Here is a 21,026-nt window from a genome sequence, read left to right as displayed (position 1 = left end):
GTTGACATGTGGAGCAATCTGGGGCGGTATCTTTCCATCATGAGAAGGACATGGATGCCGGGATTGGTGGCTTTATTGGCAGACGCGGGTGGCGCTCATTCCAGTCAACGCCGGGACCTGGTATTATTCTTCTGTTCTTGAACGAGGTGGAGAAGCGCGTCTTCAAGGGAGAGCGGTTCGATTTTCGAAGGGCTCAAAAATGGATCTCCCCCGAAAGGTGAATGAAAATAGTCTGGTGGGGCATTGGTCACGAACCAGGACGCCTTTGATCGCATGGGTGCGAGAAACGATATCGGCAGAACTCTTGCCTTTCGATTCACTTCCTCGAGTAGCCAATATGCCGATGGTGACGACAATTCCGATACTAGCGGCGAAGAATGCGATCAATACTATCTTCCATTTTATCCCCATGAAAAGAAGATACTGGTGAAGACTGGTAGTCCAAGAATATACAGTGATCGTAGGGAGAAAGATTGAGGTGCACTGCTATTCTTGACTTAAGATGGCCACCTCCATTTGCGATTAGCCCTTTTTCGAAACCGCCGCGCGATAGCGCTGGATGGCGAAGGCGATCGATTTGGCGACGGTCTTCTGATAGCCGGTATCGTTGATCAGGCGGGCTTCGTAAGGATGGGTCATGAAGCCGCACTCGACAAGAATCGAGGGATGCTTGACGCCGGTCAGCACACTGAAACGGGCGCGTTTGATGCCACGGTCGAGGGTGTAGGCCTTCTGGGTTTTCTCGTCCTTGAGAGTGGTGAGAAGCATACCATGGACTGCCGTTGCGAGCGCGACATTGGCCGAATCGTGGAAATTGCCGGTCCGTGATTTCAGGTCGCTTGCCTTGAGTCTTTCTCCGTAGTGGGCGACTCCTACCGGTGAAAGGGTGAAGGTTTCGATCCCGCGGGCCCTGGACTGCCCGGAGTTGTGGTGAATGGAAATGAAGACGGCGTTCTCCCGGCATTGGTTGGCGATATCGACCCGCTGCTGAAGCGTCAGGTAGCGGTTCGAATTGCGGGTCATGATCACCTTGTAGCCGAGCTTTTCGAGATTCTCCTTGAGGTAGTTGGCCACTTTGAGGTTGTAGGAGGCTTCGGTGCCGAGACTGTTCGTTGCGCCCGGGTCTTTGCCGCCATGGCCAGGATCAATGATCACCGTGCGGAAATTCGCAGCTTCACGAATGTCTCCGGGCATCAGCACGGGATGCACGAGCTTCACCAGATCCAATTTCGAGATCCAGACTTTCCCGCCGGAGGCGATGGCGGGGTAGGTGAAGATGAACTTCACCCCATTCATCAGGCACTCCTGCGAGCCGACCCTGAGGTTGAGGACGATTCGCGATTTCGCCGACGTATTGCCCTGCTTTTTGACCACGATTTTTTCGAGACTCACGCTCTTGCCATTGTTCTCCAAGGAGCTGAAGCCATAGTAGCTTTTGATCGAGGTCGTGCTCACATACCCACGGCCATTGATCGTTTTTTCCTCCCACTGCGCGGAGACGCTGAGGCTGGAGGCCAACAACGACACGAGGATCAGTCGGATGAGAGCGATACGGCGGGTCATGGATTCTTCAGAAGACGGAATACCAGTAAGTACTGGGAGGCAATGAGATACCCCGCCAACAGCGATCTGACAAATCCCTTTTCCATCCATGAAGTCGGCGATTGCGCCGCTCGGTCGCTCTGAAATAGCCTTCTGCCACATGAAAATCGAAACTGCGGGAGAGATCCGATCGAAGTGGGGTGAAGGCCCGATCTGGTGGGAGGGTGCGTTGTACTACGTGGATATCGAGGGCCATCGGGTCATTCGTTTTGATCCGGCGAGCGGGGAAGAGAAAACCTGGGACGTCGGTGAGCGGGTCGGCACGGTGGTGCCGCGCGAGGCCGGCGGGCTGGTGATTGCCGGTGACAGCGGCTTCCATTTCCTCGATCCGGAAAGCGGGGCGCTCACGGCGATCGGTGATCCGGAGCCCGATAAATCCGACAATCGCTTCAATGACGGCAAGTGTTCGCCGGACGGCCGGTTTTTCGCCGGAACGATCAGCCTGGTGAAAAAGACCGGCGACGCCCGGCTCTATCGTCTCGATCACGATGCCTCGATCCACGAGGTCTTTGGTCCGGTGACCAACTCGAACGGCATCGTGTGGAATGCGGCCGGCGATGTCTGTTACTACATTGATACGCCACGCAAGGAGGTGCTGGCCTTCGATTACGCCGAGGGTCATCTCACCAATATGAGAAGCGTGGTGGACACTTCCCATCATGAGGCCTCGCCCGATGGCATGACGATCGATGCCGATGGCCATCTGTGGATCGCCTTCTGTCACGGTGCCTGCGTCGCCTGCTTTTCACCGGAGAGCGGCGAGGAGCTGAGGAAGATCGACCTGCCTTGTCTCGAAACGACAGCCTGCGCCTTCGGCGGGCCGGAACTGGCGGATCTCTACGTGACGACCGGAATTCATAAGACAGAAGTCGAGGAGCATGCCGGGCGCTTGCTGGTGATCCGCGGGCTGGGTGTGTCCGGTCTGCCGTCGAATGGCTTTGCGGGCTGATAGACTGACGCAATTTCGAACGGCGCGCAGCTTCGGCTTCGCGGGGCGCTCTTCCTGAGATGAAAAGCCATCACAAGGACTTCTGCCGGGCAGGGCTCCTACCTCAGGGATCGTTTGTTGAAAATCGCTGCTTGAATGGGAAGAAGTAGAACCGCCAAGGCGCCAAGTTCGCCAAGGTAGCTCCAAACCAAGGACTTCAAACCGGGCTATACTGCCAACCATCTCGCTTTTGATCGGTTTGGTTTGGTGAACTTGGCGTCTTGGCGGTAAAAAATCTCTTCATTCCGGATCTGGCCACCCACTCGCCCTGATGTGGGGAACCTGTTCTGCCGGGCGGTAGGATTGCCTCGACGGCGCGCGCGATATTGCCTGAAATCCCCGCCATGAGAGATCTACTCCTTGCCGCATTTGTCCTGACCAGCGTCGTGCCTCAGGCCGCCTTTGCCCAAAAAGCGCCCGTCATTGAATTTAGTGACGAGTGGGTGGCAAAGATCCGGGAAACGGCTCCAGACAGTGCCCCGGTCAAGAGCACTGAAGAACGGAAGGTGCTCATCTTTTCCCTCAATACCGGCTTCGTCCACTGGTGCATTCCGCACACCAAGGCGGTGGTCAAGATTCTCGGTGATAAAACCGGAGCCTACACATCTGTTGAGAGCGAGGACATCAAGGAGTTCCTTCCCGAGAACATCAGCCAGTACGACGCCATTGTCCTGAACAACAATTGTCCTGACGGGAAAGACCGCGACATGTTCCGTGACGTGCTCATCAACAAGATGAAGGTGCACGGGAAAGAGTATGCTTCGATGCCGAAAGCAGAGCGCGAAGCACTGGCGACCAAGCTCTACCGCAGTTTGGTTTCCTACGTGGAGAATGGCGGAGGACTGGTGCTGCTCCATGGGGGCATCACGAACTTTGCGAAGTCGGATGAGTTCAGTGCGCTGGTTGGCGGGAGTTTCGATTTCCACCCACCTCAGCAGGAGATCACTCTTTATCCCGCGAGCGATGGTCACCCGATGCTTGAGCCCTTTGGTGGCGAGCCTTTCATTTACTTTGACGAGCCCTACATCATGAATCGCGCCTACGCGAACTTGGACTTTCATCCTTTGCTCGAAATGAAAATCGATGAGCTGAAACCGAATCCGAAGCTCAAAAAACTGGAAGACCTTCCACGCTACATGGCGTGGATCCGGGCTCACAAGAAGGGTCGCGTGTTTTTCTGCTCTCCGTCGCACAATGCGCAGACCTTCGAGGAGCCCGAGATGCTGGGATTCATCCTCAACGGCATGCAGTATGCCACGGGTGATCTGGAGTGCGACGACAGCCAGCCAGCGGCGCTCAAGAAAAAGTAACCCATTGCCGGCTGGGAGCCCCTTCACCGGCTCTTCACGACGGCTGCTTTGTGAAATTTGAGTGGCCGTCAGCTCGCGACTTGCGGCGGCGAATGAGATCGTCGACCATGCCGAGCGTGGAAGCCGTGATCAAACACGACCTGCCTGACCGCTTCGGGCCGATGCTGGTGAAGGAGATGCGCCAGAACATGCGGCGCGGCAGCTTCATCATCCCTTTTCTTGGCGTCCACATTCTCGCCGTGGGTGCGGTCGTGCTCGAGTTCCAGACCGGAGCTCAGGATCGCTTTTCCGAGTTCGTCGGAATGCTGAATATCGAGATGCTGTTCTCGTCCGGGCCACTGTGGTTGGCGATCACTGCCATCTGCGCGGTCATCATGCCGCTGGGTGGTCTGGTGCTGATGGGGCAGGAACTTGACGAGGGAAACCACGAACTCCTGCTTCTAACAAAACTGAGCCGCTGGAAAGTGGTGCGCGGAAAGTTCTTCAGTCTGTGGTCGCTGAGCGTGCTGACTTTGTTCTCGCTGCTGCCCTATGTCATCGTTCGTTATCAGATTGGTGGGGTCGAACTGATTCGTGACCTGGCCTGCACCATGACGGTGCTGGCGCTCTCGGCCGTGATGTGCGCGGGCGCGATTGGAGCTTCGTCGTTCCGCGGGCTCGGAGCACGCATTGCGACGATGTTGTTGTTCGTTGGATCCGCGACCGTCTCAGGTGGCGTGGCGATTTATGCGAGCGGTGCCTTCAATCGCGGGTCGGGCGTCTTCTGGCATCTCAATGCCATCGCCGCGACCCTCTGCTTCGTGATGATGGGCCTCGGCTTGGCACGGTCACGATTGCGCCTCGTGATTCACGCCTACGAAGTGAAGCCGAGTTTCATGGTCGTCGGACTTTTGATCTTCACGCCCTTCGTCGTCGCCATGACGACCGCGATGACTGCCGGTTTCGCCGGCATGGTGGGATTGATTGGTATGGCCCTGGTGGCGATCTATGCCGATGTGACACCCAAGGCTCCGGCCTGGGTGAAAGCTCCTGGGGCAAATATTCCAGGTGGTGGATCTCCGCCCATGCCGCCGCCATCACCTTTGGGATCAGTCAATCCACCAGTGCCGGGTGCGGGTGGGAGGAATGGGAACGAATAAATTTCCTGTGAGCGTCGGACAAGTCGTTTGTAGTTCCGCCTTCAGGCGGTTTCTCGGGGTCCTTCGACCGCCTGAAGGCGGAACTACGAACGATGAAAGACAAGACGTGGAGCTTGGCTCAACCGTGTTGAAGGAAGGCAGAATATGGAGACGGACTTTTGAAGTTCGTTGCTCGTTGGGAGAAGAGTAAGAAGGTAGAGGGGCCTTGTGGAGGATGGTGGTCTTGAGGTGAGGCGGAAGAAGTTGAAAACTTCTTCTCCATATTCACCGCATCGAGGCGAATCGTTTGCGGAGCAGGTCCTTGCCGGAGATGTCGGGGGCGGCGGCCTGGGCATCCTTGACCCATTGCCATTCGAGCTCGTTTTTGGTGGGAAGCTTCTTTTCAAAGTAGACGCCGAACTTTCCCGGGGAGTTGTCTTCGGCGAGCTTGAGGGCGGCGTCGGTGGACTCAAGGTCCTGGGTGGTTTCATCGACGAGGTTGAACTCACCACCTTTGCGCGGGTTTCCGGAGTCGAAAGCGCCGGGGTAGAACATGGTGCATTCGGAAAGGGTTTCGACGACGGCGAAGCCGGGGTGGAGGATGGCGCGCTCGAACATTTCGTTCATGTGCTTCACCTGCGCGGCGTGGGTGCGGGCGACGAAGGTGGCACCGGTGGCGACGAGCTGGGTCATCGGGTTGATCGGGCGATCGATGGCGCCGCGCGGGTCGGTCTTCGATTTGCGACCGATGGGAGTCGTCGGAGAGGTTTGATTTTTGGTCAGACCGTAGACGTAGTTGTCCATGATGACATAGGACAGGTTGACGTTCTTGCGCGCGGCGTGGGTGAGGTGATTGCCGCCGATCGAGTAGCCATCGCCATCGCCGCCGAAGACGAAGACGTGGAGGTCGGGACGGGAGAGCGAGATGCCGGTGGCGAGCGGCAGGGCGCGGCCGTGGATGAAGTGGATGCCGTGGGTGTTGACGAAGTAGGGGAAGCGCGAGGAGCAGCCGATGCCGGCGACGCAGACGATTTTCTCGTGAGGAAGTCCGAGCTTCTGGACGACGTTGAAGAAGGAAGCAAGAACGGCAAAGTCACCGCAGGCCGGGCACCAGGTGGGGTGGTCGGCTTTGAGTTGCTTCTTGGTGAGTTTTTCGGTGGGAGCGCTCATGGGTTGAAAAGCTGAAATCTGAAATGCTGAAAGCTGAAAGCTGTTAGGCGTGGGTTGGAGTCGTCTGTCCGCTATTTTGCGAGGATGGTGGTGGCGCCTTCGACGATCTCGCTGACGCGGAAGGTGATGCCTTCGACTTTGTTGAGGGATTGGATGGCGGGGTTGCAGGTGGTGGAGCGGAGCAGGGTGGCGAGTTGGCCGTGACCGTAGACTCCGCAGTCGTTCATTTCGGGAACAATGATATGGGTGAAGCGCTGGAAGATGTCGCCGAGTCCGTTGCGCAGGGGGTGGATGTGGCGGATGTGAAGGGATCCGACCTTGTGGCCAGCGGCCCGGAGTTTTTCAGTGGCTTCAAGGATGGGGCCATAGGTGGAACCCCAGCCGACGAAGAGGATGTCGCCTTGCTCGTCGCCGTGGAAGTCAGGTGCTGGCAGCGAGTTGGCGAGCTTGACCAGTTTCTCGCGACGCTTGGCGGTCATTGCCTTGTGGTTCTCCGGGTTGCTCGAAGGGTGGCCCCATTCGTCGTGCTCGAGGCCGGTGACGACGGGATACTTGCCTTCCGAAGAGCGCGAGCCTGGCGGCGAGTGGCGCGTGATTTTATCTAACGGATACGGTTTGAAGTCTGCGTCACGTTCGTTGAGGTCGAGCGTCGGTTCTTTCCAGTGGACGTCGAGATCCGGCTCGGGAAAGGCTTCGATGCGGGTGGCGATGGCCTGATCGGAAAGAATGATGACGGGCGTGGAATACTCGCGGGCGATGCGGCAGGCTTCGAGCGCGGTGTAGAAGCAGTCTTCGACATCGCGCGGGGCGAGGACGACGCGTGGAGCATCGCCGTGGGAGCCGTAGATGGCCTGCATGAGGTCGGATTGCTCGACCGAAGTTGGCAGGCCGGTTGATGGGCCGCCGCGCTGGATATTGACGACGATGAGCGGGATCTCGGCCATGCAGGCGTAGCCGATGGCTTCGGATTTGAGGGATAGGCCGGGGCCGGAGGAGCCGGTGATGGCGAGGTGGCCGGAGTAGGCGGCGCCGATGGCGATCGCGACGGCAGCGAGTTCGTCTTCCGCCTGGATGAACATGCCGCCGTACTTCGGCAGTTCGGAGCGAAGCATTTCCATGATGCTGGTCCATGGGGTGATCGGGTAGCCGGCGCCGAAGCGGCAACCGCCGGCGATGAGTCCGGTGGCGAGCATGGTGTTGCCGTCGGTCGAGAGGCGGTTTGCTTCCGCGTTTTCGCCCGGGGCGAAAGGCATGTGGTGGATATCGTGGACGGGCCAGGCATAGCCGGCGTCGAAGGCGAGCATCGAGTTGCGCAGGATGTCTTCGGACTTGCGGCCGAACTTGCGGGTGATGATTTCAGTGATGCGTTCGCGGTCGAGCTTGTAGACCGCGCAGAGCACGCCGAGAACGAAGATGTTCTTGCCGCGGTCCTTGGCAGATCCGCCGATGGCTTCGATGGCGGCGGAAGTGAAAGGAACACCGATGTGGATGACGTTGCGCTCGGTGTTGAGTTCGTCGACCTGATCGCTGTCGTAGAAACAGATACCGCCGTCGCGAAGCGAGGAGAGGTGGTTGTCGTAGGAGTCCTGATAGAAGGCGACGAGGGTATCGGCTTCGTCGCCTGGATGGAGGACTTTTCCTGAGCCGAGATGGACTTGGAAAATGGAGGGGCCGCCCGAGATCGTGCTGGGGATGGTCATGTAGGTCATGACGTCCTGCGCGGTGGAGCCGGCGAGTTGCGCGAGGAAGGCACCGATGGACTGAATGCCGTCCTGGGAATGTCCGGCGAGGCGGATGACGGCGTTTCGGAGGGTTTCCGGCGCGGATGCGGATGAGTGGGTTTCAGGCATCGGAGTGGGTTATGATGATACGATTCATGAGTCGTATCACTCTCCGCCGAATTCGGAAGGGAAAAGAGGGGTCGCGATGCGGTCGCGGCTCGTGGCAGGCTGAGCTTTCTGAAAAAAAAAGCAGGGTGGCGGGCCGCCCCTCGCACGGCCTGCGGCGGGCCGCCGCAGCTACACGCTGATGGTGTGATCCTCGACGGGGACGCCGCCGATCAGGTGTTCGGTGATGATCCTTTCGAGGACCACAGGCGTGCAGGAGTGGTACCAGATGCCCTCCGGATAGACGACGGCGATGGGACCGCGTAGGCAGACGCGCAGGCAGTTGGCCTTGGTGCGCAGGATGGCGGGGGCATCCATGCCGAGGGAGGAGAGCCGGGTTTTGAGAAAGTTCCAGGCGACGAGGCTGGCTTCGCGGTCGCAGCACTTGGGCTTGGTCTGGTCCGCGCAGAGGAAGATGTGTCGAGCGCCATCGGCCAAGCCGGCGGCGCGGGCGGCGCGTTGGAGTTCTTCGTCGGGAGACATGGGTGGAAGTTGGAGAAGTGTTCAGGTCATTTGCTTTCGGCACCCTCTCAGGATGGGGCGCCGCAGACAAGAGTGTCTGCCGCCATCAAAAAAAACCACCCCGTCCGCAGAAGCGAACGGGGTGGTTGGGAATCTTCAGTTGAAGTCAGGATTTGGCCTTACTTCTTCTTTGCGACCTTCTTTTTGGAAGCCTTTCGCGCTACCTTTTTCGCGGTCTTCTTGGCGACCTTGGGCGCTGAGCCATCGGCGATCGCAGCCTGGGCGGCGGCGAGGCGGGCGACGGGCACGCGATAAGGTGAGCAGGAGACGTAGTTGAGGCCGAGCGTCTGGCAGAATTTCACCGAGTCCGGGTCACCCCCGTGCTCACCGCAGATGCCGAGCTTGATGTTCGGACGAGTGGCGCGGCCCTTGCGGGCAGCCACTTCCATCAGGCGGCCGACGCCGACGGTGTCGAGCGAAGCGAAGGGATTCTTCGGGAAGATGTCGTTCTCGGTATAGCTGTTGAGGAACGAGCCCATGTCATCGCGGCTGACGCCGAGAGCGGTCTGGGTGAGATCGTTGGTGCCGAAGGAGAAGAACTGGGCGTGCTCGGCAATCTCGTCAGCGGTGATCGCGCCGCGAGGGACTTCGATCATGGTACCAACGAGGTATTTGAAGCTGACCTTCTTCGCTGCCATCACTTCCTTGGCGACGCGGTGGATGATGTCCACCTGAAGCTCAAGTTCGCGGGCGTAGCCGACGAGTGGGACCATGACTTCCGGTTCCACCGGGATGTTCTTCTTCACGCACATCGCGGCGGCTTCGAAGATGGCCTGGGCCTGCATCTCGGCAATCTCCGGGTAGGAAATGGCGAGACGGCAACCACGGTGACCGAGCATTGGGTTGAATTCGTGCAGGTCGTGGACGCGCTGCATGATGCTTTCCACCTTCACGCCGAGGCTGCGTGCCAGCCCCATTTGTTGTTCCTTGGTGTGGGGAAGGAATTCATGGAGCGGTGGATCCAGCAGGCGGATGGTGGCGGGCTTGCCGGCAAGCGCCTTGAAGATGCCGAAGAAGTCCTTGCGCTGATGCGGGAGGAGTGTCTTGAGCGCTGCACGGCGATCGGTCTCATTCTCGGCGAGGATCATCTGACGCATGGCGGTGATGCGGTCTCCTTCGAAGAACATGTGCTCGGTGCGGGTCAGGCCGATGCCTTCCGCGCCGAATGCAACGGCGGTCTTGACCTGCTCGGGAGTGTCGGCATTGGTGCGGACACCCATCTTGGTGGCCGCGGCGCACCATTCCATGAGCTGGACGAAGTTCTGATACTTCTCGGTCTTCTGTGACGACTTCTTGTTGTGAATGAGGCCGGTGATGATCTCGGATGGCTCGGTGGCAAGCTCGCCACCGTAAACGGTGCCGGCGGTGCCGTCGATGGAAAGGAAGTCGCCTTCCTTGAAGGTCTTGCCTCCTGCCTTGACGGTCTTGCGTTCGTAGTCGACGTCGACTCCGGATGCACCGCAGACGCAGACCTTGCCCATTTGGCGGGCAACGAGAGCGGCGTGCGAGGAAACGCCACCGCGAGCGGTGAGGATGCCTTCCGCCGCGATCATGCCGCGAAGGTCTTCCGGGGAAGTCTCGACGCGAACGAGGAGCACCTTTTCACCATCGTTGGCGGCGGCTTCAGCGCGGTCAGCGTTGAGGTAGATCTTTCCGGAGGCAGCACCTGGACCAGCAGGGAGACCCTTGGCGATGATCTTGGCCTTCTTGACCTCGCTGGTGTCGAAGACCGGTGCGAGGAGTTGGTCAAGCTGATCGGCGGGGTTGCGTGTGACGGCGGTCTGCCAGTCGATGAGCTTCTCCTTGACCATGTCGGCGGCGAACTTCAGTGCGGCAGCCGCGGTGCGCTTGCCGTTGCGGGTCTGGAGCATGTAAAGCTTGCCGTCCTGAATGGTGAACTCGACGTCCTGCACATCCTTGAAGTGCTTCTCGAGGATCTTACGGACCTTCATCAGGTCCTTGAATGCCTTCGGCAGAGCCTGGGCCATGCCGGCGACAGCGTCGGGCGTGCGGACACCGGCGACGACGTCTTCGCCCTGGGCGTTGACGAGGAACTCACCGTAGAGTTCGTTTTCGCCGTTGGCCGGGTTGCGGGTGAATGCCACGCCGGAACCGGAGTTGGAACCGGTGTTGCCGAAGACCATGGCCTGAATGTTGACGGCGGTTCCCCATGCGGCGGGGATGCCGTACTTGCGTCGATAGACGATCGCGCGGTCGTTCATCCATGAGCTGAAGACGGCGCCGGCGGCTCCTTCGAGCTGCTCCCATGGGTCTTCAGGGAAGCCCTGGCCGGTGCGGTCCTTGACGAGCTTCTTGAAAGCAGTGACGAGGGCCTTGTTGTCCTCGGCGGTCAGGTCGGAGTCGACGATGTCCTTGCCGTAGTTCTTCTCCTTGTAGGACTCAATGACGTGTTCGAAAGGTTCGTGATCCTCACCGGGAAGTTTCTGCACTCCAAGTACGACGTCGCCGTACATCTGGATGAAGCGGCGGTAGCAGTCCCATGCGAAGCGTTCGTTGTTGGTCGCTTTGGAAAGGGCTTCGACGGTGGCGTCGTTGAGGCCGAGGTTGAGGACGGTGTCCATCATGCCCGGCATCGAGTCACGTGCGCCGGAGCGGACGGCGAGGAGGAGCGGGAAGCCTTCGGCATCTCCGAACTTGTAGCCCATGATCTTTTCCATGTTGGCCACGCCTGCTTCCATCTGGGAGCGGAGGACCTTCGGGTAAGTACGCTTGTTATCGTAGAAGTAGGTGCAGACTTCCGTGGTGATCGTGAAGCCGGCGGGAACGGGTAGACCGATGAGGGTCATTTCGGCGAGGTTCGCGCCCTTGCCTCCCAGGAGTTCCTTCATTTTTCCGTGGCCGTCGGCTTTGCCGTTGCCCCAGGTGTAGACGTACTTCGGAGCCTTCGAGGAGGCCGCTTTTTTTGCCGCTTTCTTAGCGGTCTTCTTTCGGGTTGCCATCTGAATCAGTGGATATGGTTTGCTTTTCGAAAAGCGTCCGATTTCCGGGATTCAAATAGGGTGGCCCCGGCGCGGACGCGCGGAGACTAGGGGGAGGGAACGCAGTGTCAATGAACGAGTTCCGCGGGTCTCGGCAGGGCGGTCAGGCCAGGCAGGATCCGGATCAGGATGGAGAGGATGATTCGAATTACTTTTATGCAATTCGCCAGAGGTCAGGCCGGACGTCGTGACGGGGTAATGAACTCGACTTGGACTGAGGGCAGCGTTTCCAGGATCCCACCCATTCGCGCGATCATGGTCCCAAGTTGCCCTGAAGGAATCGATTCTTTCAGGTCCGATCGCTCCGTAGGCTGTTGGTGGTGGATCTCCGCTCTCCGCGGCTATTCCTTTCCGGGCGATGAGGGGAACCAACGGTCTTTCGGGATGACCATGGGCTGGGGAGGGTCCTTCTGGTAGTGTGGGGACATGATCTGGATGCCGGCCTCGTTGAAGGCGTCCTGGATGTGGCCGTTGAGCTCGGAGAGAATCGCACCCCGCCCCTGCGGCTCCGCAGCGTAGATGGTCAGGGTGTATTCGGCATACCAGTCGGAAAGGGCCTTCTGGAGCACCCTGGGTTCCGGGCTTGCGACGATGCCTTGAGTCTCGTTCGCGGCGGCAATCAGGAGTTCGTGGACCTGCCGCCAGGGGGCATCGTAGCCGATGGTGACGACCGAGCTGATTGGGACGCCGGTGTCCTTCTTGAGGCGGGAGTAGTTGGTGGTCGGGTTGGTGATCATCACCGCATTCGGGATGATCAGAAACTCTCCGGGCGGGGTGAGAACCTTGCAGGCGAGGATGCCCATTTCGGTGATGGTGCCCTCGATTTCGCCGACCTTGATGTATTCACCGGTGCGAACGGAGCCGGAGTAGAGCAGTACGAAGCCGCTCATCACCTGATTGATCATCCCGGAAGAGCCGAGTGAGACCATCAGGCCAAGGAGGACACTGATCCCTTTGAAGGCATCGCTTCCCGAACCGGGGAGGTAGGGATAGGCGAGGACGACGCCGATGATCCAGACGCAGGCAACGGAGATCCGGCGGGTGGCTTTCGCCGCATCGTTCGCGAGAACTCCAGAGTCACTGTCATCGCCCATGCTGCGGACGACGCGATCGATGAGGTTGGCCAGCCAGCGGGTGACGAAGAGGATCAGCGCAGCTGTCGCGAGTCCGGGAATGGCGGCCACCATGGTCTTCAAGATGCCTGTTGCAAAGGACTTCAGGTGTTCGGTAAAGGCGGCGCCGAGAGGTTCAGTGAGTGGGAACTGGTTGAAGGCGAAGGCGACCCAGATGCAGAAGAGGTAGAAGCCGAACAGGAAGAACAACACCCGGATGAACTGCTTGCCGAGAAGTCCGAAGTGAGGCCTGAGGTCAGTGCGGGCGAGTCTGAGACGCTTCCAGCTTCTGATCCGTCTTTCGACGAAAAGTGCGAGTCTGCCGCTGACCATTCGCAAGACGAACAGGGCTGCAATGAAGATGACGGTGGCGACAACCGCTTTGGTGACCCCTTTGGCGATGGCTTCCGCCGAACCCTGCTCGAGGCGAGCCTGGCGGATCTCCTCCATTCTGGAAGCGATCTGTTGGCTTTCCTCCTTTAGCGACTGACCGGCAAGTTCGTCGAGGTCGGATGCGAGTAGGGAGAAGAGGTATTCGTCGCCGACGAGAAAGCGGGTAGTCTCTTCACCATCGACCTCTGCAGTTTCGGTCGTGATCGGCGACTCGAGAAGCTGATCGGAGAACTGATCGAACTTTTCCTTGGCGTCCACCGTGCGTGCCTCGGGGCTGAGCTGGGCGGTGGTGGAGCGGAAGGTGGTGATCTCACGATTCCACCAGACGAGAGGGCTGGCCGGAGTCACTGCTGCGGGTGAAACCTCGGGCTCGGGAGGCGATGCGGCTTCGGGTGTGGCTCCCAGGGGCGCTGTCTTTTCGGGCGGAGCTGCAATCTGACTCTGTGCCATTGCCGGATGAGCCAAGGCAATGATCGCAACAAGCAGGAAGGGTAAGGCACTGGAGACTCGCATGGCAGAGGCAACCAAAAAAGAGGGGCTGGCATCAAGAATTCGCTCGATTTAGTAGCGGCCAAGCGGGCTGGAGTCGGAGCCGGCTTCAGGGCAAATCCCGATGATATTTCAACAATTCTTGCACCTCCCGTTCTCCTCTCTAGGCTTTGCCGATCATTTAACTCGTTTCCTTCCTCATCATGTTCCGCCGTCGTTTTCTCTCATCATTCGTTGCCCTCGGTTTGCTGCCTGCCTCTCTTGCCTCCGCCTATATTCCGGACAACTGGGAGGCAGAGTATGAATGGGATCCTGAAAAATCAACGAGCGGGCCGGTATTGATCGTGGTCGATTTGGATGATCAGCAAGCGCTCGTCTTCCGCAATGGCGTGGAGATCGGAAAAACGCCGGTCAGCACGGGCAAGCCGGGACATCGGACACCGACCGGGATTTTTCAAATCCTCAACAAGGATGCGGACCATCACTCGAGCACCTACAACAATGCATCCATGCCGTTTTCGGAACGTCTGACCTGGTCTGGAATTGCGCTTCATGCCGGTGGGCTTCCCGGTTATCCCTCGTCCCACGGGTGCGTGCACCTGCCCTATAGTTTTGCGAAGAAGCTCTTCGAGGTGACTCATAAGGGCACCACCGTAGTGATCACTCAGAAGGGCCATCCTCCCCATCAGGGAACCGAGCCGGCAGCCGCCCTTCTGGGCTTGGAAGAGAAGGCGATCGAGGATGGGGAGCTTGATGAGTTGGACGACTCGGTGATGTGGAAGCCCGAATTGAGTCGATTGGGGAGTGTCACGATGTTCATCAGTGGCAAACACGAAAAGGTGGAGATCTTCCGCGGTGGTGTGCTGATCGGAAGCGCGCCACTCAAGTTGAATGATCCTTCGATCGAACTTCCGACTGCTGTCATGCTTATGCTTGAGGACAAGGTGGAGAGCGCCCCCGAGAAGGACGGAAAGAAAACCGCTTCTTCGGCAGTCCTCGTCAATCCGGAACCGCCAGCCACCCACTGGGCGACACTCAGCACCTCGGGGAAGAAAGACGCCTCCAATCTAGCGGCGAAGATTAAAGCGAATCTGGTGATGCCGCTTGGTTTCGCCCAACGGATCCATCAACTCGCCGGGCCAGGGATGCTGGTCGTGACGACACCCGAAGAGATGACGGTCGACACCCGGATCGACGAGGATTTCCACGTGGTCAGTGCGGGTAAACCCAAAGCTCCGGATGCTTCGAAGCAGTAGGGAGCCAGGTCTTTCAAGGGCGACCACCGCCTGTTCGGATTGGATGGCGATCACTGACCCATGCCGGCGGCCCAGAGGGGCTGATCGTCGGTGATCTCATAGGCCATCACCTTGCCCTCCTGACGACCGGTCTTGCTGTCAAAGAGTTGGACGGTCGCCGGGCCGTGATTGCCGCGGGATTTCACCACGATCTGATCCTGTTCGTTGATGAATTTGGTTTCCTCCACGTTCGGTTGCATCCGCCGGTGAATCGATCCTGCTAGAGGATTCGAGTCACCACCCAGACGATCAGGAAGACAATGAACAGGATCTTGGCGATGCTGGCCGCCTGGCCGGCGATGCCGGAGAATCCGAGGACGGCGGCGATGATGGCAATTACGAGAAAGATTAGGGTCCAGTCGAGCATGGGATCTATAGGGTTGGGGATTGAGTCCCAATGGTTGGCGATCTCCATTCGGGCATTTGCGATTAAACAAAAACCCGGAATGAATTCAAGAACCATCCAAAGGGGTCGATGGGACGGGGGACTCTCCCGCTTTCGTGACCGCCTGAGCTACATCTACCCGGAGTCGGATCAATCCGGCTTCTTCAGGGGTAGTCAGGCCGCTTGCAATCGTGGGATCGAACCTCGAGTCATTCTGAAGGGTCTTCTCATGGGAGATGACGGGAGCTTGGAGGCAAGGCTTGGGTCGAAATCTGGATTGAGGCTTGTCGAACTGATCGATGATTCCCATCTAGAGGTCGTTTGAAGAAAAGATCCATCGCTTGGATGGCTGCCATCATGGTCCTCTTGCTGGTGGCGCTGCTGGTCTCGCGCCAGGCCGCAACCGACGATGACCGGCAGCTTGGAGTCACTGAAGGGATGCAGGATCGGGACGGAACAAAAGAGGTCGAGGGCTTGTTGAATGCGGCGCTGGTCGGGCTATCGGGAGCGGAGAATCCGGGAGAGTCAGCGGCGATCCTTTCCGAGTTGAAGGAAGCTTTGTTCTCGATGCCCAGAGAGGACGCGGTCGAGGTGATCGCGGACTTTCTTTCCGATTCGAGCGGGAACGCGGCGACCGGCATGTCGTTTGCGATTGGTGAAGGCGGGAAGCTCGACCAGCCGACGAGTCTGCGGGTTGCCTTGATCGATTGGTTGGGTCAACTCGACAAACAGCGTGCGGGCGAGGTGGCCGAGCAGATCCTGTCCGAGCCGACCCACCCGGACGAGTGGGCGCTGTGCCTGCGGAACTATGCGTGGGCCCATCCGGATCTGGAGGAATCGTCGGACTATCTGATCGGGAAATGGGAGCAGATGATTGGGGTGGAATCGTGGATGAAGGAGCCGAGCGTGGGATTTCTGGAAGCCTTCGATGTGGTCGTGCATGCGAGGGCGGTCGAATTGACTCCTCGCTTGGCGGAAATGCTGGCGGATCCTTCAGGCAATGCGGGGGCTGTCCGGCATGCCGCTTTTCTGACGATGGACCGCCTCGTCGTGGCGTCTCCCGCGGAGATGATCGCGGCCTTGGATGAGTCGGCCGAACTCCTTGATGGGAGCGATGCGATGCATGCCCAGATGGTGGCGCGAGCCGACTTGTCGGAACCGGAGCAACGGCAGCAGGTGGAGGAATTTTTGCTGGATCCGGAGCGCAGTGTCGAACAGCTGGATGTCTTCGCGCAGATCTTTCCCAATGCGAACTACATGGTCTCTAGTAATTTGCTCACCACGACGATCATTCCGGACGGAGCCGAACGAAGAAGACGGGATCAAGCCGCCTTGTCGCAGGTCGAGCGGTGGCTCGCGGACGATCGCTTCGTCACGCGGCTTGACTGGCTGCGCTTGATGCGTGACAGGCTGCAAGGCTTCGTGAGTCAGCCGGCGGTTCCTGAGTGATCTGCATTCAGGGGTTTAGTTCGTTGAAGACGCTCACCACGAAGATCAGAACCGTCAGGAGCATGCCGAAGAGGAAGATGTTGTAGCTCGTCCGCACCTGCTTGTATTTGACGCCGAGAGCCTTTCCCAGAAAGTAGAGGTCACGAACCATGTTGAGAGACAGGTGATCGTCGTCCTTGAATACCTGCTGGACCGACCACTGGAAGTCCTCGAGGGACATCTTGTGGAAATTGCCGAAGTAGAGGAGGTTTGCTTCACGATTCCGGACCATGTCCCGGCTGGTGAGGCCGGTCCCGATCTGGGGTCGGATGGCCAGCACGCTGTAGCTCAGCGATACGAAGCATGTGATCAGCATCAGCATGGCGGGGATCGTCAGCTCGGGATGCTCCGAAAGCCGCGGCAGGAGGATGGTTGTCAGGGCGCCGATGATCATCGAATTCACGTAGATCATCACGTAGGCCTTGTGGTCGGAGATGAAGGTGAAGTTGACGTGGGTGTGGACGACGCTGAGGAAAACCACGTCCGTCACCGATTCCGCTCGTGGGTTGATCTTGAATGCCTTGGGGTCTGCGGAGCTTTCTTCGGCTGGATCGGGGTGCTGGAGCATGGGAATTCTATGACTGGTCTGCTTTCTGCTGCGAATGCCTGCTTGGCGTGGCGCGGGTTCGGCGATGCATGCTAGCAGTCAAGATGCCTGACAATGAACGATTTGGATGAATTACGGCTCAAGATGGACACAATTTTTTGAAGGTCTTGTAGGGGAGCTTGGAAATGTTTGGGAATTCCGCAGGGCATGCGGGCGATGGCTGTTGTTCGGATTGCTTGGTATTTTCGTGGATGCCGGGCTTGCCCAGGGGGAGGAAGGGGGAAAGTTCGTGGTGGTCGAGAATCAGGTCGATCGGTCGCCGGCGAAGACGGCGTGGGTCTCCGCGAAAACCGGGGATCAACTGAAGTGGTCGGAGCAGATCCGGACCGGGGAGCTCAGCCAGGCGACGCTGGAATTGTCGACGGGCGGATTGCTCAGGGTCAGCGAGTACACCAGTTTGCGGCTTCAGCCACCGCCGAAGGATCGCCCTGAGGGAAAGAGCCGGATCGATTTCGCAAGTGGGGTCGCCTATTTTTTCAGTCGCAGCGAGCAGGAGGCGAACATCGAGACCCCGACTGCGAGTCTGAATATTCGCGGGACGGAATTCGTTGTCGAAGTCGGGCGTAACGGCGAAACGACGGTGTCGCTGTTTGATGGCGCGGTTGAACTCCGCAACGCGCTGGGTGCGATTGACCTGGTCAGCGGCGAGCAGGGGATCGTCTCGCCTGGCCGCGCACCACGCAAGACGGCGATGCTCGATGCGTCCGATCGGATCCAGTGGTTTCTTTATTACCCGGGCATCGTCGACGCCAGTCAGTTTTCAGGGCTTGGAGGGGCATGGAAGCGATCGGTGGCGGCCTACGCCCAAGGTGATCTTCTTGAAGCGCTTGAGTTGCTTCCCGGCAATCCCTCGGCGGCGGAGCAGTTCCGGTTTTCGGCAGTGGTCAAGCTTGCCAGTGGACGGATCGATGCGGTTGAGGCGGATCTTGCCCGGGGAGGTCAGGGTGAGATCTCGAAGGCTCTGCGGGGTTTGATTGATGTGGTGAAGACTCCTGCTGCAGAGCTTGGTGAAATGGATTTGCCTGCCACGCCTGCAGGGCTTCTCGCGAGGTCCTATGCCTTGCAATCGCAGACGGATCTGGAGGGAGCGCTTGAGGCGGCGCGCGAGGCAACCGCGATCGCGCCGGAGTTTGGATTCGCTTGGGCTCGGGTCGCGGATCTGGAATTCAGTTTCGGGCGGAATGAGCAGGCGATCGAGGCCATCAACCGGGCTTTGGAGCTGACCCCGAAGAATGCCCAGGCGATTTCCCTCAAGGGTTATCTCGAGATGTCGCTCAATCGGATTGCGGAGGCGCAGCAGTATTTTTCCGCGGCGATCGAGATCGATCCGGCATTGGCGAACGCCTGGCTGGGGCGGGGACTGGCATTCTATCAATCCGATGACCCCCGGCAGGCATTGCGAGCCATCACCATCGCCGCGGCGCTGGAACCCAATCGGAGTTTTCTCAGGAGCTATCTTGGCAAGGCGTTTGCCGAGGCTCATCTGAATGAGCGCGCCGCGAATGAGTTCCGGCTGGCGAGGAGTCTCGATCCCGGCGATCCGACCGCGCCCTTCTATCAGGCCCTCTTCGATCAGAGGACCTATCGTTACAATGCCGCCGTCGAGAATCTGGAGGAAGCTATCGAACTGAATGGCAACCGCGCGGTCTACCGGTCGGATTTCCTGCTCGATAAGGACCGCTCGGTTCGCGAGGCGAATCTGGCGTCGCTTTACGAGAACGTGGGCATGATTGAAACGAGTCTCGAAGAGGCGCGTCGTTCGGTGGTCAGCGACTATCTCAATCCCTCCGCGCACCTCTTCCTCTCCAACAGCATCAACAGCGTCCGCGATCCCCGACGTGTCTCGCTGCGCAACGAGACCCCATGGTTCAACGAGCTTCTCATTGCCAACCTGCTTTCTCCGGCAGGCACCGATCTGCTGCCGCAGAACATCTCGCAGCAGGAATACACCGCGCTCTTTCCGGTCAGACCCTATCGCATCACCAATCGCACGCTCTACCGCGGTGATGGCGAGTTGCTGACCTCGGGGACCCTTCAGGCCAGCTTCGGGCAGACAAGTGTCGCCCTCGATTACGATACCTTCAATGCCGACGGCTTCCGCCCCAATCAGGATGTCGAGCGCTACACCGGATACCTTCAGCTCAAGCATGCGCTCACGGAGCGCGACAGTCTCTATTTCAACTTCAAGTTCCAGAAGTCGAGCAGTGGCGACCTACGGCAACTCTACGACCAAACGACCTACGACCCTGATTTCCGCGTGGAGCAGAAGCAGGCGCCGGTTGCCATCGTCGGCTACCAACACGAATGGTCGCCCGGCAGCCGTACGCTGGCGCTCGGCGGGGTGTTGACAGACCGTCTGGAGATCAGCAATCGCGACGTCACTTCGATTGCGCGTTTCACGAACCCACTGGGTCCGCCCACGGCGTTTACCAATGACCTGAGTCAAGTGCGGGAAACCGAAGTCTACTTCGGTGAGCTTCAGCACATTTGGAATGATGAGAACGACACGCTGATTGTCGGTGCTCGTTTCGATGGAGGGCAATTCCCGACCACCAATATCTTCAGTAATCCGCAGTTTGGCTTCATCTATCCGGGCGATCCTTATGTTGTCACGGCATCGCCCGGCTACCAGCGATTTGTCGCCTACACCTACTACACCCGTGAAATCATTCCCCGGCTCTGGGTCACGGCGGGCCTCGCCTTCGATCATCAGGAGTTTCCGCTGAACACGAGCCTCGCGCCGGTCTCCGACATCAGCGAAAGCCAGACCGAAATCCTGCCAAAGTCGGGGATCGTCTGGAGCCCGGTCGATGCATTCACGATGCGGCTCGGCTACACCCGATCGCTGGGCGGCGTGACCTTTGACGAAAGTGTGCGCCTCGAGCCGACGCAGGTGGCTGGTTTCACGCAATCCTTCCGGACGCTGATCAATGAATCGGAGGTCGGAGGCTTGCCGGCGCCGCTCTTTGACACCGCCGGCATCAGTTTCGATTGGGAGCTTCCCTGCCGAACCTACCTCGGTCTGGAGGGCTTCCAGAGAACGGCGGAAGCAGAGCGGGCGATCGGTGTTTTTCCGATTCCGAATGCCGAGATCATCTCGATTCGGGAAAATCTGGACTACAGCGAATGGGGGATGACGGCGCATGTGAACCAGCTGATCGGCGATCAATGGGCCGTTGGTGCCCGCTACACCTTCACTCATGCCGAGTTGGAAAGCGATCTAGTTGGCTTCTCCCCGACGGGAGAAACCGACCTCCATGATCTCGAGGCCTATCTGATCTGGAATCACCCGAACGGTTGGTTCGGGCAGCTGAGCGGGCGAATGCTGTCGCAGGACAACGTCGGATACACCGTCGCCCAGCCCGGAGACTGCTGGACCCAGTTCGATGTCTCGCTTGGCCGCCGTTTCTTCAACAACCGGGGGTCACTTGAAGTGGGCATTCTGAATTTCACGGACCAAGACTACCAATTCAACCCATTGATCACACAGGCTGAGCAGCCACGGGAGCGGACGTTCTTTGTGGAAGCGAGGCTGGACTTTTAGTTTGCGGATGCAGAACAGGAGAAGCTTTTCCAGAATGAGTTGTTTCGGGTTGGGTTCCAGCCCATTACGCCCGATCCGTTCTTTTGCCATGTCCTCCGTGACGCCTTAGGCCATGATG

At 58.9% G+C, this 21,026-nt stretch carries 15 protein-coding genes; 6 read left to right on the top strand and 9 right to left on the bottom strand.

Annotated elements, in window-relative coordinates:
* Positions 1-522 precede the first annotated feature (522 nt).
* Positions 523-1,563 carry an N-acetylmuramoyl-L-alanine amidase family protein gene (locus WBG04_RS16120; RefSeq protein ID WP_424315531.1) on the bottom strand — a complete coding sequence of 347 codons (1,041 nt, stop codon included), beginning with the start codon at positions 1,561-1,563 and terminating at the stop codon, positions 523-525.
* Positions 1,564-1,702: 139 nt separating this feature from the next.
* Here WBG04_RS16120 and WBG04_RS16115 point away from each other — a divergent pair, with 139 nt between their 5' ends.
* The 3 genes from WBG04_RS16115 (at position 1,703) to WBG04_RS16105 (ending at position 5,039) form a co-directional block, all read left to right on the top strand.
* The gene (locus tag WBG04_RS16115) at positions 1,703-2,551 is read left to right on the top strand and encodes an SMP-30/gluconolactonase/LRE family protein (protein ID WP_424315529.1); all 849 of its coding nucleotides are present in this window, start codon (positions 1,703-1,705) and stop codon (positions 2,549-2,551) included.
* Between the two features lie 383 nt (positions 2,552-2,934).
* The gene (locus WBG04_RS16110; protein WP_424315527.1) at positions 2,935-3,900 is read left to right on the top strand and encodes a ThuA domain-containing protein; all 966 of its coding nucleotides are present in this window, start codon (positions 2,935-2,937) and stop codon (positions 3,898-3,900) included.
* A gap of 107 nt (positions 3,901-4,007) precedes the next feature.
* On the top strand, positions 4,008-5,039 hold the full coding sequence (locus WBG04_RS16105) for a hypothetical protein (protein WP_424315525.1): 1,032 nt from the start codon (positions 4,008-4,010) through the stop codon (positions 5,037-5,039).
* A 264-nt stretch (positions 5,040-5,303) separates the two neighbouring features.
* Here the strand turns inward: WBG04_RS16105 and WBG04_RS16100 are convergent, their stop codons facing one another.
* From WBG04_RS16100 to WBG04_RS16080, 5 genes are all read right to left on the bottom strand, one after another.
* Positions 5,304-6,188, bottom strand: a complete 885-nt coding sequence (locus WBG04_RS16100) for a thiamine pyrophosphate-dependent enzyme (RefSeq protein ID WP_424315523.1) — start codon at positions 6,186-6,188, stop codon at positions 5,304-5,306.
* Between the two features lie 71 nt (positions 6,189-6,259).
* A complete protein-coding gene (locus WBG04_RS16095; RefSeq protein WP_424315522.1) occupies positions 6,260-8,038 on the bottom strand; it encodes a 2-oxoacid:acceptor oxidoreductase subunit alpha in 1,779 nt (592 codons plus the stop codon).
* Between the two features lie 168 nt (positions 8,039-8,206).
* Positions 8,207-8,557: a (2Fe-2S) ferredoxin domain-containing protein gene (locus WBG04_RS16090; RefSeq protein WP_424315520.1), complete on the bottom strand. Its 351-nt coding sequence runs from the start codon at positions 8,555-8,557 to the stop codon at positions 8,207-8,209.
* Between the two features lie 158 nt (positions 8,558-8,715).
* Positions 8,716-11,556: a pyruvate, phosphate dikinase gene (gene ppdK / locus WBG04_RS16085; protein ID WP_424315518.1), complete on the bottom strand. Its 2,841-nt coding sequence runs from the start codon at positions 11,554-11,556 to the stop codon at positions 8,716-8,718.
* Positions 11,557-11,936: 380 nt separating this feature from the next.
* Positions 11,937-13,613: a mechanosensitive ion channel domain-containing protein gene (locus WBG04_RS16080; protein WP_424315516.1), complete on the bottom strand. Its 1,677-nt coding sequence runs from the start codon at positions 13,611-13,613 to the stop codon at positions 11,937-11,939.
* A 179-nt stretch (positions 13,614-13,792) separates the two neighbouring features.
* Here WBG04_RS16080 and WBG04_RS16075 point away from each other — a divergent pair, with 179 nt between their 5' ends.
* Entirely contained in the window at positions 13,793-14,845 is a 1,053-nt protein-coding gene (locus tag WBG04_RS16075) for a L,D-transpeptidase family protein (RefSeq protein ID WP_424315514.1), read from the top strand.
* A 50-nt stretch (positions 14,846-14,895) separates the two neighbouring features.
* On the opposite strand, the gene WBG04_RS16070 is transcribed toward WBG04_RS16075, so the two are convergent.
* Together WBG04_RS16070 and WBG04_RS16065 are read right to left on the bottom strand one after the other, a co-directional pair.
* Complete coding sequence (locus tag WBG04_RS16070; protein ID WP_424315513.1) at positions 14,896-15,084, bottom strand: hypothetical protein; 189 nt, start codon at positions 15,082-15,084, stop codon at positions 14,896-14,898.
* A 20-nt stretch (positions 15,085-15,104) separates the two neighbouring features.
* Positions 15,105-15,251 carry a DUF1328 domain-containing protein gene (locus tag WBG04_RS16065; RefSeq protein ID WP_424315511.1) on the bottom strand — a complete coding sequence of 49 codons (147 nt, stop codon included), beginning with the start codon at positions 15,249-15,251 and terminating at the stop codon, positions 15,105-15,107.
* 363 nt (positions 15,252-15,614) lie between these two features.
* On the opposite strand from WBG04_RS16065, the gene WBG04_RS16060 reads away from it, so the two are divergent.
* Positions 15,615-16,718: a hypothetical protein gene (locus tag WBG04_RS16060; RefSeq protein WP_424315509.1), complete on the top strand. Its 1,104-nt coding sequence runs from the start codon at positions 15,615-15,617 to the stop codon at positions 16,716-16,718.
* A gap of 7 nt (positions 16,719-16,725) precedes the next feature.
* Here WBG04_RS16060 and WBG04_RS16055 read toward each other — a convergent pair whose 3' ends face one another.
* Positions 16,726-17,325: a Pycsar system effector family protein gene (locus WBG04_RS16055; protein ID WP_424315507.1), complete on the bottom strand. Its 600-nt coding sequence runs from the start codon at positions 17,323-17,325 to the stop codon at positions 16,726-16,728.
* Between the two features lie 226 nt (positions 17,326-17,551).
* Between WBG04_RS16055 and WBG04_RS16050 the strand changes: the two genes are divergently transcribed.
* The gene (locus WBG04_RS16050) at positions 17,552-20,908 is read left to right on the top strand and encodes a FecR domain-containing protein (RefSeq protein WP_424315505.1); all 3,357 of its coding nucleotides are present in this window, start codon (positions 17,552-17,554) and stop codon (positions 20,906-20,908) included.
* The last annotated feature ends 118 nt before the right edge of the window (positions 20,909-21,026 follow it).

Origin of the sequence: Haloferula sp. (assembly GCF_049672945.1) — a bacterium.
GTDB lineage: Bacteria > Verrucomicrobiota > Verrucomicrobiia > Verrucomicrobiales > Akkermansiaceae > Haloferula.
Note: the sequence above shows the minus strand (reverse complement) of the source record. Positions and strands in the feature narration are given on the sequence as shown.